The organism is Paenibacillus sp. 1A_MP2 (assembly GCF_052244825.1).
GTDB classification, from domain to species: Bacteria; Bacillota; Bacilli; order Paenibacillales; family Paenibacillaceae; genus Paenibacillus; species Paenibacillus vandeheii.
Map to the genome: position 1 here is coordinate 207,826 of NZ_JBQQCS010000005.1, position 16,796 is coordinate 224,621.

At 41.8% G+C, this 16,796-nt stretch carries 9 protein-coding genes and 3 pseudogenes; 4 read left to right on the forward strand and 8 right to left on the reverse strand.

Annotation, left to right across the window (positions count from 1 at the left end; genetic code table 11):
• Window positions 1-27 precede the first annotated feature (27 nt).
• Window positions 28-456, reverse strand: a complete 429-nt coding sequence (locus ACTWJ7_RS35725) for a MarR family winged helix-turn-helix transcriptional regulator (protein ID WP_029881702.1) — start codon at window positions 454-456, stop codon at window positions 28-30.
• 159 nt (window positions 457-615) lie between these two features.
• Between ACTWJ7_RS35725 and ACTWJ7_RS35730 the strand changes: the two genes are divergently transcribed.
• Window positions 616-1,104 (forward strand): arsinothricin resistance N-acetyltransferase ArsN1 family A, encoded by a 489-nt coding sequence (locus ACTWJ7_RS35730; protein WP_443146624.1) that lies wholly within the window; start codon window positions 616-618, stop codon window positions 1,102-1,104.
• A gap of 184 nt (window positions 1,105-1,288) precedes the next feature.
• Here ACTWJ7_RS35730 and ACTWJ7_RS35735 read toward each other — a convergent pair whose 3' ends face one another.
• Window positions 1,289-1,618 (reverse strand): ArsR/SmtB family transcription factor, encoded by a 330-nt coding sequence (locus ACTWJ7_RS35735; protein WP_443146625.1) that lies wholly within the window; start codon window positions 1,616-1,618, stop codon window positions 1,289-1,291.
• Between the two features lie 274 nt (window positions 1,619-1,892).
• Window positions 1,893-4,545, reverse strand: a pseudogene (locus ACTWJ7_RS35740) (heavy metal translocating P-type ATPase).
• Window positions 4,546-5,339: 794 nt separating this feature from the next.
• Between ACTWJ7_RS35740 and ACTWJ7_RS35745 the strand changes: the two are divergent.
• Entirely contained in the window at window positions 5,340-6,194 is an 855-nt protein-coding gene (locus tag ACTWJ7_RS35745) for a cupredoxin domain-containing protein (protein WP_443146626.1), read from the forward strand.
• Between the two features lie 274 nt (window positions 6,195-6,468).
• On the opposite strand, the pseudogene ACTWJ7_RS35750 reads toward ACTWJ7_RS35745, so the two are convergent.
• Both ACTWJ7_RS35750 and ACTWJ7_RS35755 read right to left on the reverse strand, forming a co-directional pair.
• A pseudogene (locus ACTWJ7_RS35750) lies at window positions 6,469-8,594 on the reverse strand (heavy metal translocating P-type ATPase).
• Entirely contained in the window at window positions 8,581-8,949 is a 369-nt protein-coding gene (locus tag ACTWJ7_RS35755; RefSeq protein ID WP_443146627.1) for an ArsR/SmtB family transcription factor, read from the reverse strand. The pseudogene ACTWJ7_RS35750 and the gene ACTWJ7_RS35755 overlap by 14 nt, the downstream one beginning before the upstream one ends.
• A 133-nt stretch (window positions 8,950-9,082) precedes the next feature.
• Here ACTWJ7_RS35755 and ACTWJ7_RS35760 point away from each other — a divergent pair, with 133 nt between their 5' ends.
• Both ACTWJ7_RS35760 and ACTWJ7_RS35765 read left to right on the forward strand, forming a co-directional pair.
• Window positions 9,083-10,141, forward strand: coding sequence for a flavin-containing monooxygenase (locus ACTWJ7_RS35760; RefSeq protein WP_443146628.1), 1,059 nt, complete (start codon window positions 9,083-9,085; stop codon window positions 10,139-10,141).
• 636 nt (window positions 10,142-10,777) lie between these two features.
• Entirely contained in the window at window positions 10,778-12,136 is a 1,359-nt protein-coding gene (locus ACTWJ7_RS35765) for an alkaline phosphatase (protein WP_443146629.1), read from the forward strand.
• Between the two features lie 1,391 nt (window positions 12,137-13,527).
• Here the strand turns inward: ACTWJ7_RS35765 and ACTWJ7_RS35770 are convergent.
• From ACTWJ7_RS35770 to ACTWJ7_RS35780, 3 genes and pseudogenes are all read right to left on the reverse strand, one after another.
• Window positions 13,528-15,273 carry a matrixin family metalloprotease gene (locus ACTWJ7_RS35770; RefSeq protein WP_443146767.1) on the reverse strand — a complete coding sequence of 582 codons (1,746 nt, stop codon included), beginning with the start codon at window positions 15,271-15,273 and terminating at the stop codon, window positions 13,528-13,530.
• Between the two features lie 266 nt (window positions 15,274-15,539).
• Window positions 15,540-15,680: a hypothetical protein gene (locus tag ACTWJ7_RS35775; RefSeq protein ID WP_443146630.1), complete on the reverse strand. Its 141-nt coding sequence runs from the start codon at window positions 15,678-15,680 to the stop codon at window positions 15,540-15,542.
• Between the two features lie 431 nt (window positions 15,681-16,111).
• Window positions 16,112-16,780 (reverse strand): annotated as a pseudogene (locus ACTWJ7_RS35780) (SOS response-associated peptidase).
• Between the last annotated feature and the right edge of the window lie 16 nt (window positions 16,781-16,796).

Below are 16,796 nucleotides of genomic sequence, written 5' to 3' on the forward strand. Positions count from 1 at the left end.
ATATGAAGTAAATGGGATAACAAATTATTATCCCAGTGGTGTACAGCATACGCTGGATTTCGCCATACTCTCGTTTAGCAGTTTGACCGCATTAATCACCATATCACGTTCAAACTCAGACATATGCGAAAAAACTTCTTTTAAATAATCATTCATCTGCTCATCAATGACAGTAGCGACAAATTTACCTTGTGTAGTCAAGGATAATATGTAAATCCGCCGATCTTCTGGTAATGGCGTTTTTTGAACCAATCCCAACTTCACGAGACTTTGAACCTGACGGCTAAACGTTGTGATATCAATGGAAAGTGCATCTGCCACCTGCTGAATGGAGGGATTATGTTTACGATCAATTTCATAAATGATATGACTTTGAACGAGTGAAATATCCAACCCTCCTGCGGTGCAGCAGTTTTTATCCAATAATCCAAAACGCCGTGTCATGATCTGAAACATCTCTCTTAAGTTGTTTTCCAATTCCCTCACCTCTTGTTATAGTTATACCCTTATTATTTGCAAAACGCAAATGTTTTTTTGTTTTATTCTTTGCCCTTCCCATTTCGAATTACAGTATGATAGATAAACATGTAAAAAACAAACGTAGGAGTGATCATCATGGTAATAATACGACAAGCTACCGAAGGGGATCTGGGTAGCATTTTGACTATCTACAACCAAGGTATCGAAGACCGCATTGCCACGCTAGAAACCGAGTTAAAAGACGAGGTGTATATGTATGAATGGTTTAAAAAACACCAGGGACGCTACACCGTACTCGTCGCTGAAGTGAACCAATGTGTTATCGGATGGGCATCCATTAATGTCTACAATCCTAGAAGCGCTTATGACGGTGTCGGTGACCTTTCGATTTATATTCATCGTGATCACCGCGGCAAAGGGATAGGCAAACAGTTGCTTGGGAAATTAGAGAAAATCGGTATGCAGCATAACTTTTATAAGTTTGTTCTTTTCACCTTTCCATTTAATACGCTTGGGCAGAGCTTGTATCATAGAGCCGGATACCGAGAGGTAGGTGTATTTCAGAATCATGGCTTTCTAGAGGGGAATTTTGTAGATGTGATGGCAATGGAGAAATTACTTTAAGCATCGTATCGTATATGTATTGTTTGTCATAATTGGTCTTCTAAGAAAACCTTCGAATTATTAGAGTACAATTCAGTAAAAATTGCACCTCGGTAAATAATCCTGCTACCAGCGACAAGAAGCCGATTCCTGAAGGAATCAGCTTCTTAGGTTATTTTCTGTCAAAAGTACATGACAGTTAAATTTATAGGTTCAACGCTTCATTTCTATCGCATGAGGCTACTTCATTCTCCACTTGTGCATACACATCATCCATGACTTGCAATAGGTTCCTGATCTGTTCATTTCTTAAGGAATAATAGATGTACTTTCCTTCCTGTCTGCTTATGATAATTCCACATCCTTTTAAACAGGCGAGATGCTGCGAAATGTTGGATTGGTTGCCCCCAAGCTCTTCTACAATTTGCGAAACCGTTTTTTCTTTCTGATGTATGGAATCTAGAATTAGCAACCTCGTTTTGTCGCTGAATCCTCTCAGAAACTTGGCTTTTACCTCACAGCCGGTTGTATTCAATTTTTATCCCCCAAACCTTACACTATTGATACTAATTTAAATTTAGCATGTTGCCATAGAAGATTCAATTCAACCGTTGTACTTCAAGGTTTAAGGCTTATGAGCTTCAAACAACTACTCGTGGAATTCCGAAAGTACAGGGTTGTTCTGGGAGTAGTCATATATGATTTATCCTACTCCCCGCAATAACGCACTCAGTAACGTAGCAATGATCAATTTTCGCGAATGCTGTTTGTTTCAGAAATTAACCTCGTCTCTAAATAACGTTCAGATCTTAGCTTCTCATTCGCAACAATCTCATGCTGTTCAAAATCACCAGCAATGCCGCTCCTGTGTCACTCATCACGGCTGCCCATAAGGTTAACCAGCCATGGAAAATGAAAGAAAGAGCAACGACTTTTACTAACAGCGAAAACCAGATGTTTTGCTTAATAATTCGAAGCGCTTTGCGGCTCAGTTTCATCGTATGAGGAAGTTTTTCCAGATTATCGGCCATCAGGACGATGTCTGCTGTTTCCATGGCCGTATCCGTGCGGCTCCTCCCATTGCAATGCCCAAGTTGGCTGTAGCCAGCGCAGGAGCATCATTGATCCCATCTCCTACCATGGCCACGAGCTTGCCTTCTTTTTGAAGCTGCTCCACTGCGGAAACCTTCTCTTCCGGAAGCAATTCGGCGAAATAACGATCAAGTCCAGCTTCCCTTGCGATTTTGCGTGCCGTGCCCTCATTGTCTCCGGTAAGCATCACGACTTGCTCGATGCCCGATTGTTTCAGCGCCTGCATCGTGGTTATTGTAGTCTCCCGAATTGCATCAGACACGGCTATCATGCCGAGCAGATTGGATTGCGTACCGACAAGGATCAAGGTGTTTCCTTCCTGTTGGAGTCGGGAAGCCTGCTCTTCCAGGTGCACCATCGGTACGCCCATTTCTTGAAATAGCTTTGGATTACCAGCGAAATATTCGGTGCCTTGAATGGTTGCATACGCACCTTTACCCACGAGAGCTCCGTATTGTTCACCTTGGAGCGGGATAGTTCCCGCTGCTTCGCGTACTCCACGATGGCTGATGCGATTGGATGTTGCGAATGCTCTTCAATCGTTAACGCAATGCGAAGTAATTCTTCTTCGGAGACCTTTTGCGTAAATAACGCAGATACCTGGGGTTTACCCACAGTCAGTGTTCCTGTTTTATCAAAGGCAAGCGCCTTGATCGAACCGGCAACCTCTAGGAACGTTCCGCCTTTGATCAGCACGCCGTTTTTGGCTGCGTTCCCGATGGCAGACACGATGGCGACCGGTGTGGAGATGACCAATGCACAAGGACAGGCCACGACAAGCAACTCAAGCCCCCGGTAGAACCAATCGCCCCAAGTGCCCCATCCAAACATAGGAGGGATTACCATGATTAAAAGAGCGATAGCAAATGTAATCGGGGTATAAATTCGTGCAAAACGGTCTACGAAGGCTTGCGAAGGGGCTTTTTTCTCTTGTGCTTCCTCCACCAGATGAATGATTCTCGCAATCGTGGTATCTTCCACCAGCTTTGTGACGCTTACCTCAAGAGAACCACTTTCGTTTACCGAGCCTGCATAAACAATACTTCTAGGTTCCTTCTCCACAGGGACGGATTCACCGGTAATTGGAGCCTGATTGACCACAGAGTGACCCCTTGTAACTTCACCGTCCAGCGGTATTTTTTCACCAGGCTTGATGACGATGACATCCCCGATATGAATGTCTTCTACGGGTGTGCGCACCAATTGTTGCCCTTGTTTGACCCATGCTTCCGGAGGAGCCAAGTTCATTAGACCACGAATGGATTTTCTTGTTTTTTCGATCGCTCTATTCTGCAGGGTATTCCCTAACGAGAACAGGAAAACGACTGTGGCGCCTTCGAACCATTCGCCAATCAGTGCGGCGCCCATAGCCGCAACGGTCATCAATACGTTCATGTCGAGTGAAGCGCTTCGTACTGCATAATAGGCACTTCGGGCAGGTTTGTATCCACCTATAACGATAGCCAGGGCATAGAGCAATGTGATGAGCATTTCCGATACATTGCCGTACGAGCCCACAAATCCCATAACCAAAAATATGCCGGAGTACAAGGTTGCTGGTGTTGGCTTCTTCGATTTCTCCTCCACCATATCAAATGGAGACCGACTATTGGTAGGCAACAATGCCGTGAACCCCGCTTTGGATACCTCTTCCTTCACTTTATCATTCGTTAAATCATGATCGATCCGCATCTTCCCTGTCGAGAAGTTTACGTTAACTTCACGGACTTCAGGAAACTTGAGCATATGTTTTTCCAAGGTGACGGCACAAGCCCCGCAATCCATGCCTTCAATGATATAAGTCTGTCCGGTTTGCTTCGGAGCAATGGATTCAATGGAATACCCCAGTTTTTTGACCTGCGATTCAATTCGATTTCCGATGGATGGATCAGAGACGGTAACACTCATCTTGGCCGTGCTGAAATTCACTTGAACCTCTTCTGTACCTTCCATGCGGGAGATGCTCTTTTGAATCGTTTCAGCACAAGAAGAACAATCCATGCCCTGAACCCGATATTGAAGCATCTGCCCTGTATCTAATTTCAAATCGAACTCAGAGACCCTTGGAACGGAAGCAGCTGAGCTGGAACAACAAGAGTCTTCTTTGCCTTTTTCTTGCCCCGCGCTGCTGCAACAGTCTTGTTCATCCGCACAGCAGTCACTATTTTTCGTTGGTTTGGAAGTTACCGTGAACTGAATCTGCTGTTTAAACGTGGCACCTGGTTTGATGCTGGGTTGAATAGAATCGGTGCAGGAATGGCTTGAACAACAACTTTCCTGCTGAATTTGTTGTGACTCCGGTTGTTTTGCTGATGAGTTGCATCCTCCCGTTTCAGAACAACAGGAATCCGGATGATTTCGTTCAGACATGGCCAATCAACTCCGTTTCTTTACTTCACATCATTGTACGGTAAAAGTTTGAAAAATAAATTAGTTCCTATTAATATGACAATCATATTAGCGTTTACTAATATATACGTCAATGCAGAAATTATTCACTAAACACTCTCAACCGGTCGCTACGTTAATTTAAAAAAAGATGATCTTATTCTATCGTGTTCATTATAGGTATGAATAGGATGTTTCGATAACATCAGTCGACTTTAAACGTGCAATAAGTTAATGAATTTACCGGATGTTAACTCAAGTAATTTTGGATGCACAAAATTTGATCTTTTTAATTTTTCAATTAGTCCCTACTGTACACCCGTTCACTCTACTTTTTATATCAAAAGTCAGGAACTTCCTGCTGGAGATTGCCTTTAAGCAAGTATAAATATCTTGTTGGATGTTAATATATGGTTTGAAATTGATTTATCTAACTGGAGAGAATTAAGTATTTAAGAATAAAGATGGTTCAGGGTGCCCTGTTGGAGAAGCATGGGAAAGTAGATGGACAGTTTGTTGACGTTATGATTATGGAGAAAATCTTATTAAAATCGGCTAAATCAAAGTCCCTAGGCTTATCCTAAGGGCTATTATTCTCTAGGAGCCTTTATGGATAAATCCCATACCCGAATAGTTTTCCTTCTTTGAGCTATTTACTTAAAATTTTATGAACAATTAGAGAATGTTTCGAATTTAAACTGCATTGTTTTTATAAATGCACTACAATGTGTAGTACACATTTATTTAAAATTTTATATATCGGGAGGCTCATGATAATGTTACTTACATTATTAAGCATAGTAATGATTACCGTTTTATCCGGATACGTCGTGTTGAATACCTATAGACGAAAAGATAGAGTCCCAGGTATGCATGGAATGATGATCGCCATGAGCATTGGAATGATGTCTAGTCTTGCCCTTGGTTTTCAACTAGGCATTGTGTTTGATCATGATTTGGCTGTCCCTTCCATCATCGCTATTTTATTCGGTTTGGGGACCGGTTACTTTACAGGAAAACCTGTGAGTGTACTGGCATCGTTAGATGGAATGTTAGCTGGAATTATGGGTGGAATGATGGGAGCCATGCTCGGATCTATGCTTGGTTTTACCTATATCATGGCATTGTTTGTTGATATCCTATTTATCCTTATAATATGTGTGGTTCTTCAAATAACAAGTTCAGATTCAAATGAAACCAATAAAAAAACAAGCAGTGGGATTACCGTGCCCTTTATCGCAGGAATAATAACTGTTGCCTTTGGAACTGTATCGGTGGGTTTGCTGCTATTTAATCAGTATCAAGATAATCGAACCTCTGTAGTTTCTTCTCAAAATAAGGAACAGAATTCTGTTCAAGAAAATGCAGGCTATCAAGTTATTTCAGTAGATGTAAAAACCAATGGCTTTAGTCAAGAAAATATTGTAGTCAAAGCCGGTGTTCCGACAAAGTTAAATTTCATAAAACAATCAGGCTATACGTGTATAAAAAGTGTTGGATCTACAGATTTAGGCATTGATGTTTACCTTGAAAAGGGAGATAACTTCATTACTTTAGATAATTTGAAACCTGGAACATATCATTTCAATTGTGGTATGTATATGTATTATGGGACTATTACAGTTGTATAATCGAGTTTCGACTGGTTTCCGCACAGTAAAAACGCTATTATCCCATAGTTTGGCTTGTAATGTCCGTTTTAAAGGGGGGCATGCTTTCTTTTTTTAATGCAACTTAGAAGCATAAGTTTGTTGTGAGACCCAATAGAACGCAGTATTATAATTCAAGTAGACAGCCGACTAATTAGTCGACTGTCTTTTCATTAAGCTAACGAGTAGGTTAGTTCAATTGTAAGTAAGAAGGATAGTAGTACAGAAAAGACCGCCTTTTAGCGGTCAGATCATATTACTTTCCTTTTTGTATCCTTAAAAGTCTTAAACTGTTAAGGGTCACAATCAAAGTTGCTCCCATATCTGCCAGAATCGCAAGCCATAGAGTAAGCCATCCGGGAACGATTAGTATTAACGCTAACAACTTTATCCCTAAAGAAAAGCCCACGTTTTGTTTGATGATCATCAGTGTTTTTTTACTTAGGCGGATGGTGTATGGTAATTTCCGTAGGTCATCTGCCATCAATGCGATGTCGGCTGTCTCAAGAGCAGTATCAGTACCTGCGCCACCCATGGCTATACCAACAGTGGAAGCCGCAAGTGCAGGTGCATCATTTACTCCGTCACCCACCATCGCTACATGGGAATAATCTCCCCGTAGCTTCTTGATGTAATCCAATTTGTCTTGAGGTAACAATTCTGCTTTAATTTCTGCTACACCTAACTGCTGGCCAATTGCGTTAGCTGTTGCTTGGTTGTCACCAGTGAGCATAATCGTCTTTTTTACGCCGATAGAATGCAATTCATTTATCACAGCTTTACTCGAATCGCGTACAGCATCGGCAACTGCAATTAAGGCAATGACTTCATGTTGCGTCCCCAGCACCATTACCGTTTTCCCTTGAGTCTGAAGCATGGTAATTTGTTTACGTATTGAAATGGATACCTCAGCTTCCAGTTCATCAAACAGTTTAGGGCTACCAATATAATATTGCTGTTGTCCGACCGAAGCTTGGACGCCCTTCCCTGTGATTGATTGAAAGTGATCAACTGAAATGGAAAGATCGGCACCCATTTGTTCCGCTTTCCGGACAATGGCTGATGCTAATGGATGTTGTGATCCTTTTTCAATTACAGCAGCAATGGAGAGGACTTCGCCTTCACTACGTTCCCCAAATACAGCGATGTCCGTTACCTCCGGGAATCCTTTAGTAAGGGTACCTGTTTTATCAAATGCAACTGCTGAAATGCGCCCAGCCTCTTCGAGATGAATACCACCTTTAATTAATACACCGTTTTTCGCTGCATTTCCAATGGCAGTAACAATAGAAATTGGGGTAGAAATGACCAATGCACAAGGACACCCTACTACAAGCAAGGACAACCCACGATAAATCCAATCCCCCCAGTCCCCACCCAGCAAAGGCGGAATAATGGCAATACCCAAAGCCAGCCCCATAATTGCAGGCGTGTAGTATTTAGCAAACCGGTCCACAAAAGCCTGAGATGGTGCCCGTTCAGCTTGTGCTTCTTCCACGAGATGAATGATTTTGGAGATTGTTGTATCTTCAACATGCTTAGTAACTCTGACTTCAAGCAACCCTTCCTCATTTAGTGTTCCGGCAAACACTTCATCGTCAACAGTTTTAGCGACAGGAACAGACTCTCCTGTGATTGCTGCCTGATTTAACGTCGATGTTCCTTTTATTACAACTCCATCCATAGCTAGCTTTTGCCCTGGCTTGACGATCATTACGTCTCCAACTTGGATATCATCAACACTTATGGTCATTTCAGCAGAACCACGTCGAATCAGAGCTTCTTTAGGTGCAATGTCCATAAGTGAACGGATCGACTGACGTGCCTTTTGCATTGAATACCGTTCTAAAGCTTCACTAATGGCAAAGAGCAACACAACAACAGCACCTTCGCCCCACTCTCCGATAGCAGCTGCTCCAATGATGGCAACAGTCATCAGCGTGTTCATATCAAATTGCAGCTGAAATAAGTTCTTGATCCCTTTTTAAACAGTTCATATCCGCCAATAATAATAGCAGCACCAAAAGCCAGGGCAGGAACCAAGGCTTCTTCTCCATAGTACGAGGCCAAGTAATAACCTGCCGCCATCAATAAAAGGGACAAAAGCACATTCCAATTCTCTTTCCAAAAAGGCTCTTTCTTTTCTATAACCCGTTGTTTCTCAGGCGTTATCTTTAGGTTTTCAAAAGCACCTGCCTTTTCTAACTCTTCGACAGTTGCATTTCCCATAACGGTTATTTTGGCCGCCCCAAAATTAACCTGTGCATCTGTGACACCAGGAAGACTTTTTACGTTATTTTCAAATTTACCGGCACAGTTTGTACAGGTAAACCCTTGTACACGATAGACCTCTTTGTTACTTTTTTCTTCATGTTGTTGCATGTGTCATCAACTCCTCGCTATGTGTTGAAGCTAAATGAACTAATTGACGTACGTAATCATCTTCCAGTGAATAAAACGCCAACTTTCCTTCTTTCCTGTATTTAGCTACTCCAAGCTGTTTTAGCGATCGCAAATGGTGAGATGCGGTAGCAAGTGAAGCCCCCGTAATATTGGCGACGTCACATACACAAAGTTCGTCTTCTTCGCATAAAGCAAACGCGATCTTCATTCGAGTTTCATCTGCCAAGACTTTAAACATCTTGGACATGCTTTTTATATCTTGCTGCTCCAATGCCTTTTGCACTTTACGAACCTTAGGCTCGTCATAACAGTAGATTTCACAACTATCCTTCATAAATATACCCTCCACTCAATCAAATTCTTGTTTGATTATTGTTACCTTACCATATTATAATAATTCAATCAAACCGAAGTTTGATTGATAGCGAACGAATAGCTTATATTAACTCAATTTAAGGAGGACAACTATGTACGATGTTTTAGTTATTGGTGCTGGACAAGCAGGATTAGCCGCAGGGTATTACTTAAAACAAACTGGTCTAAACTTTATGATTCTGGACTCTGCATCATCAATAGGCGATTCTTGGCGACGCCGCTACGGATCACTTCATCTCTTTACGCCTCGTATGTATGATGGATTACCAGGAATGTTGTTGAATGGGGATAAAAATGGTTTACCGAGTAAAGATGAGATTGCCAGTTATCTTGAACCTTATGCAAATTACATGGAGCTCCCGATCAAGCTGAAATGTCTAATTAAACGACTTTGGAAGAAGGATAATCACTTCATAGTAGAATCAACCGATGGTATGATGGAGGCGCGTAAAATTATCGTTGCAACGGGTCCGTTCCAAGTCCCTAATATCCCATCCTTTTACAAATCCTTTTCAAAAGACATTATCCAGTTACACTCTTCAGAATACTTAAACCCGGAACAGTTAGGCCCTGGGAACACGGTGGTTGTAGGTGGAGGAAACTCTGGTGCTCAAATAGCAGCGGAGATGGAAAAAGATGGAAATAAAAACAAATCAATATACATATCCGTAGCACGCGAGATTTCGTATAAGCCTTTGTATATTATGAATCGAAGCATTTTCTGGTATTTTGAAAAACTCGGGTTTCTTCGTGCTAAAACTCAGAGTCTAGTTGGTAGATGGTTGAAAAACCAAACTGAGCAAGTGTATGGATATGATCTGAAACAACTAATTAAAAGTGGAGAAGTAAGTGTTGCTCCTCGAACACTGAACGCGAGTGGTAACTATATTACTTTTGAGGATGGAACCCAGATCGAGGTAAATAATGTCATTTGGGCTACTGGATTCAAGAGAGATGACCATTGGATTGATATTCAAAATGCTTTTAATTCGCATGGTCAAATTCAACATCATGAAGGTGTTACTCCGATTACTGGGTTGTATTATGTAGGTTTACCATGGCAAAGTTCTAGAGGTTCTGCATTGTTGGGTTGGGTGAAATATGATGCTCAAAGAATTGTTAAACATCTGACTCTAACTACTAACCAATAATTGAGTTTATTTCCTATGGTGATTGTGGGTTTATAGAGCGTGACTCGAAGATCTATTAGTCCATTTGCCGTATTTATGAGCTAGTTTTGATTAGAATGCCCTCTAATCGGAAATATGTCCTTTTCCGTTACGGACAAGGGATCAAATAGGGATGCAATATGGCCAGTTTAGCTATTTGATGTTTCTTGATACCGGCTTTGTAAGGGGTTGTACCTGTCATCTGGCTGTTTCAAATGATTTTCTTCAATGGGAAAACGCTTTAAAGGCCCTATTGGAGATGTATTAAGGAACTACCACTGTTGTATGTTGGATATTATCTCAAAATTGATGAACAGGTTAGCACATAAAAAACTCTCCATCGGGAGAGTTTTTTTGTTTCCACCTTGCGTGGTCTCTTGTCCCCCTCAATTGATTGAGGTGCAAATATAAACACTGCTGTGCCCTAAGACCCTAGACAGGTAATTTTACTATCAGAGGGCAAGAACTTGCATTTTAATCTAAAGTCATTTTTCGCTACTTTTACTTCGCGTGTACAGATTGCTTGAATTTTATTTACACTCGAATGATAATCTTCATATTATCAACAGATGAATAAAGCTTCATACATTCATACTTATAGATAAAGGAGGATTCATCTTGAAATTATTAAAAAAAGTAATCCCAGCAGCAGCACTGAGCCTAGCCTTTGCTGCTTCTACAGTCTTTTCTGCGGGACAAGCACATGCAGTTCAAGCTGTTAGTGTAGAAAAAAAACAAATTAAGAATATCATCTTCCTCATTGGTGATGGTATGGGTACTGCTTATACTTCCGCTTATCGTTACATAAAGGATGATCTTTCTACAAAGGTAATGGAGAGAACAGCATTTGATCCATACCTTGTGGGAGCTCAAATGACATATCCGGATGATGACACTCAGAACGTAACGGATTCAGCTTCCGCAGCTACTGCTATGTCTGCTGGCGTAAAGACATATAATGCCGCTATCGCTGTAGATAATGACCAAACAGAAGTCAAAACTGTGTTAGAGCAGGCAAAGGAAAACGGAAAATCTACCGGGCTTGTTGCTACCTCAGAGATTACCCATGCCACACCAGCAGCATTCGGCGCCCATGACATCAGCCGAAAGAATATGGACGCTATTGCGGATGATTACTATGATGAAATGATCAATGGAGAGCACAAACTTGATGTCCTATTAGGTGGAGGAAAAAGCAATTTTGTACGTGAAGATCGTGACCTGACGAAAGAGTTCCAGGAAGCCGGTTTTAGCTATGTGACTGATCGGAGCGCCCTGATCGCAGATACAAATGAACAGATTCTAGGACTTTTCGCTGATGGAGGCTTGGACAAGATGATTGATCGGACTAGCGAAACACCTTCGCTGGCTGAGATGACGAATACGGCCATTGATCGTCTGAGCACAAACGAAAATGGGTTTTTCCTAATGGTTGAAGGCAGTCAGATCGACTGGGCAGGACATGATAATGATATCGTAGGTGCTATGAGCGAGATGGAGGATTTCGCGGGAGCATTCCAGGCAGCTATTGATTTCGCCAAAAAAGATGGAGAAACCCTTGTCGTAGCTACTGCTGACCACTCCACTGGCGGACTCACGCTTGGGAAAGACGGAGAGTATAACTTCTTTGTGGATCCGATCAAAGCTGCATTACGCACTCCCGACTTCATGGCAACTCAAATTGCTGAAGGTGCTTCAGTTGAAGAAACGCTTAAGAGCTATCTCAAGCTTGAGCTAACAGCTGAAGAAATTCAATCTGTAAAAGATGCTGCCAAAGACGCTGATGTGACGACGATCGACAATGCCATTGAGGCTATTATCGATAATCGTTCATTCACTGGCTGGACAACAGGTGGACATACGGGAGAAGACGTACCAGTTTATGCTTACGGTCCGGCAAGCCATCGATTCTCCGGCCTAGTCGACAATACGGATAATGCAGAAATCATTTTCGATATTTTAAAGAAACATAAATAATTATATCCTCAACAATAGCCCTCTCTTCTTTTTATGAAGAATCAAAGAGGGACTTTTTTATTTATTATAGAAATGATGCACCTCTCAGATGTGCCAGTGAATCCATGATTCTGTAGACTTCGTTAGTAGGTAATTAGTTTGCATTAAACCCTTTTAATGCAAATTAATTACCTACCACATCTTTTACCTCCACCCCACTTTATTCTTTTCCTTTTTAGCACTCTCTTGATAGCGGCGGAGATGAGCCTTCAATGTGTCAAACACCAAATTCTTCTTCACGATATATGACCCTTTACCGACCTTGGCTGCCTGTACCCCTCATGGCTCTAACACTATTTCATCGTAGCATCGAAAATGAGTAAACTGTCATCTTATGCAGATACAATCGTAAAAGTCATTCCTATACATCTTGCGTTTATGATCAACATGCCATTTATTATTCGCTTGATTGTAAAAGGTTTCTCATTGGACATGCGTTCAGGAAGGGCTGTAGTGTTTAGTGCTGGAACCCGAATTTCTTTAGTCGTGCTCCCTCTTGCCCTCTCCTTACCTGATGAATGGAGCTCACTAGTTGCGGTTATTATCGTAACGAAACTATTGTTGAACTATTCGGAGAGCTGATCTATATCCGTCTCGTTCCCAGTGTTATTTTACCGAATAAATCGATGAAACAAAACTCCGGCTAAAAGATCAATATATTCAGGAACGTAATAGCTAAACGATAAAGAATCAGGGTCTTGTCTCTACTTAGAGCGAGGTCTGGGTGTTTGCTCACAATTTTTTTCTGCGCTTGCCTTAAGGGTTTTAATCACTCAAAAGAGACCCACCACCACCTATACTTAGATACCCATCAAATCGGAAATGGGAACATGTTCTTGTCCACAACAGCTAGTCCAGTACCAATACTTCGTTCCTATAATACCTAACCACCGTGTTGTACCTTTTCATCGTATCACTAGATTACACAGTGAACATTTTCATGTAACATGGTACTTAATTAGGTTTTAAGTGCATGTGCTCATTGTTTAGATATACATCTAATCGGTAATAGGTACAAGTTCTTGTCTTCAGCAGTTAGTTTCAGTCCTATATTTCGCCTTTTTAATACCTAGAAGCACGTGTTTAACCTCTTATTGAGTCAGTTATTACATACCAATGTGAACATTTTCATGTATTATGATACATAATGAGGTCTTAAGTGCATGTGCTCAATGTTTAGACATACATCAAATCGGCAATCGGACTAGGTTCTTGTCCATTCCGGCAATCGGTACAAGTTCTTGTCCTTGGCTTGGGACAAGAACTTGTACCGATAAATAAAAAAGCCGCTAAATTAGCGACTTCAATGGGAATATGTTCTTGTCCCTCGACAGAACTCCCTTACTCACTGACTAGGACTGGTCGCTCCAATGTGACCCATCCCACCATTTATGATAAATTCGATTATTTAAATCTCGAATAAAGCAATCTAAGCGATTCGCACCCCATGATACCACGGCCGGTGAATTTGCAAGGTCGCCACCAAGATCTTCCCACCCACCCCAATTTGAACCATCATACCACTTGTGAAGCATATTGTTATCTGATTTTCTTACAATGAAACAATCTAAGCGATTTGGACCCCAGGATATAGCTGCTGGAGGAGAGGCCAAATCTCCACCAAGATCTTCCCACCCACCCCAGCTGGATCCATCCCACCACAGATGATGCATATGATTATCTATACTTTGAATGAAGCAATCTAAACGATTCGGACCCCAAGAGACCGCTGTTGGAGGAGAGGCCAAATCTCCACCAAGATCCTCCCATCCGCCCCAGTTAGATCCGTCCCACCACTTGTGATGTAGATGGTTGTCTGCACTTTGAATAAAGCAATCTAAACGATTTGGACCCCAAGAGACGACTACTGGAGGAGAGGCCAGATCTCCGCCTAGATCCTCCCATCCACCCCAGTTAGATCCGTCCCACCACTTGTGGTGTAGATAGTTGTCGGTACTTTGAATAAAGCAATCTAAACGATTTGGACCCCAAGAGACGACTACTGGAGGAGAGGCCAGATCTCCGCCTAGATCCTCCCACCCACCCCAGTTAGATCCGTCCCACCACTTGTGGTGTAGATGGTTGTCTGCACTTCGAATAAAGCAATCTAAGCGATTTGGACCCCAAGAGACGACTACTGGAGGAGAGGCTAGATCTCCGCCTAGATCCTCCCACCCGCCCCAGCTGGATCCGTCCCACCACTTGTGATGCATATGATTTTCAGTACTCTGGATGAAACAATCTAACCGATTTAAATCCCAGGAAGCCACTGTTGGATTAGAAACGAGTTCGCTAGAAAGATCTTCCCAGGCAAAATCCCGCGGGTACTTACCATATAAAGACTGCACAGCTTTAATGTCATCTTTATGCAGGAAAGGATGCACGGAATAATAAGAGTACATCAGAGAACCTATTTCACTTGAGTGTGGTAATCCAATAGCATGCCCAATTTCATGTGCTGCAACAGAAACAAGATCAATTCCAGTTGGAGGTGTAATCGTTGACCAGATCTCAAAATCATCAAAGTGAATCTGTCCAGGCAAAGAACCCAGTGTTGCATGTGCTAGTGTATTCCCAGAACTATTACCACCATCATCAAAAGGACTACCATCCCCATGATCACCGGTAACAAATGCTATAGATAGATTGGCTGTTTCTTCCTGAACCTCGGTAAAGGAAAGCGGCGCTACTGAACTCCAAAGATCACAAGCTGAAGTTATTGCACTCCTAATCTCTTCTTCAGTCAGATCTGGTGTGAAATTTAAAAACCTATACGTTAAATTTGTTATAGGCAAGCGAGAAGCATCTGGCCTTCTAATTAAATTTGTTATAGGCAAGAGAGCACCATCTAATTTTTGTATATCTTTATTGCCACACCTCGGTAAACTCATCTGATTAACAGTGATTTCATCAAGTAGCCCCGTTACTGGTAAGCTGTTAAATTCTTGAAATCGTTTTAAAGCTTCACTTACTGTAGATTCATCAAATTGTGCCAATTCATTGTTAGGAGATGAACTTATTTCGGTTAAATACCCGAATTGTTGTAAAAATTTTATTGAATTCTCTACTGTAGCAGGAATGTTATCCGCCTCCCTAATATTATTTTATCTTCAATATTATTTACATATTCAATGTCTTTTTATTAATTATATAAATCCTATTTTAAGGAATAATATTAAGTTGATACTTGCGCGGGATCTGCCCTTCTGACCTTACTTAGTCTCCACACTGCGAGATCATCGGCACAAGTTTCTTGTTGGCTCGGGATTCAAACTTGTACCGATAAAATAAAAAAAGCCGCTAAATTAGCGACATCAATGGGAAAATATTTTTGTCCCTCTACTCTGGTAGTAAGCAACCATTATTATGTCCGCTCACTCGCTTTCAAGCGGTCACGCAGAATTTTATCCCAGCGCGCTTCTGGATCTTCTTCGTTAGGGTCATAAGCAATTGAAGGATCACTTTCCTTGCGATATTCTTCATCCTGGGCGCACGCAAGAGACATCCAATGAATCCTCCGTTTCTAGCGGATCGTTGTATCCGTCTCCACCTCCTGCCTCATATTCTTCTACCGCCCGTTCAAGAACCCCGGCACAATGCTCGTTTCTGCACGCCAATAATTATTTTCGTAAACCAGCCGGCCATTATCGCAATCAATAAGCAGCTCTATGACGTCTTCCTCATAACTGCCCAAGGTTAGGGACTTAGGGCAAGTCTTTTGGAGGAAAATTGTTAGATCATTGATGTCATTGATCGTTTAGTAACCTTCTTGGTTTAATGCTAATGCCAGTTCACTTGAAAGTTCCAAGGTCTGTTCAGTAAGGTTCCTCATATACCCGGTCAACTTCTTAGAATGATGTACGTAGTAGATCGATGTACTACTTTACTGCTCAATACTCAAGTAATTTTTCCTTCATTATCTGATAAAAAATTTGCCTAGGAAACTTCCTGTATCAGATCTAAATTGTTGTTCCTCACATTACCAACTGAAGAATCAACTTTGTATGCGTGCATCTCTGACGCTGAGAAGGGTCTGAGAAGGCTTGTAACACTCTTAGTGTCCGTTTCTCTATTTAACCACTCGGATTCATCTTGTGGCCTAATAATGGCCGGCATTCGATTGTGGATTTCGGCCATTAGGCTGTTGGGCTCGGTGGTGATAATGGTACACGTTGATAACTTGTTTCCGTCCGGATCCAACCAAGTGTCATACAGACCGGCAAGGGAGAAAATGGAGCCATCTCTCATTAAGATTCGCATTGGCTGCTTTCCGGATTCATCCTTCTTCCACTAATAAAAACCTGAACAGGGAATGATACATCGCTTGGGACTGACCAGCCGCCTAAATGCAGGTTTCTCGGTTAGCGTCTCAGCTCGTGCATTTATCATCTTAGATCCGATTTTGTCATCTTTAGCCCATGAAGGTACCAAGCCCCACCGGAGTGAGCCTAAGCGATTACCATTACTGGTTGCAATGATTGACGGGATAAACTGCATAGGGGCAACATTATAATTTGGACGATAATCAAAGCCTTTAACGTCTGAAGCCAAGTATCGTTCCATTATGCTTTCAATGGGATCTATAATTGTAAATCTGCCGAACATACGAATACACCTCACT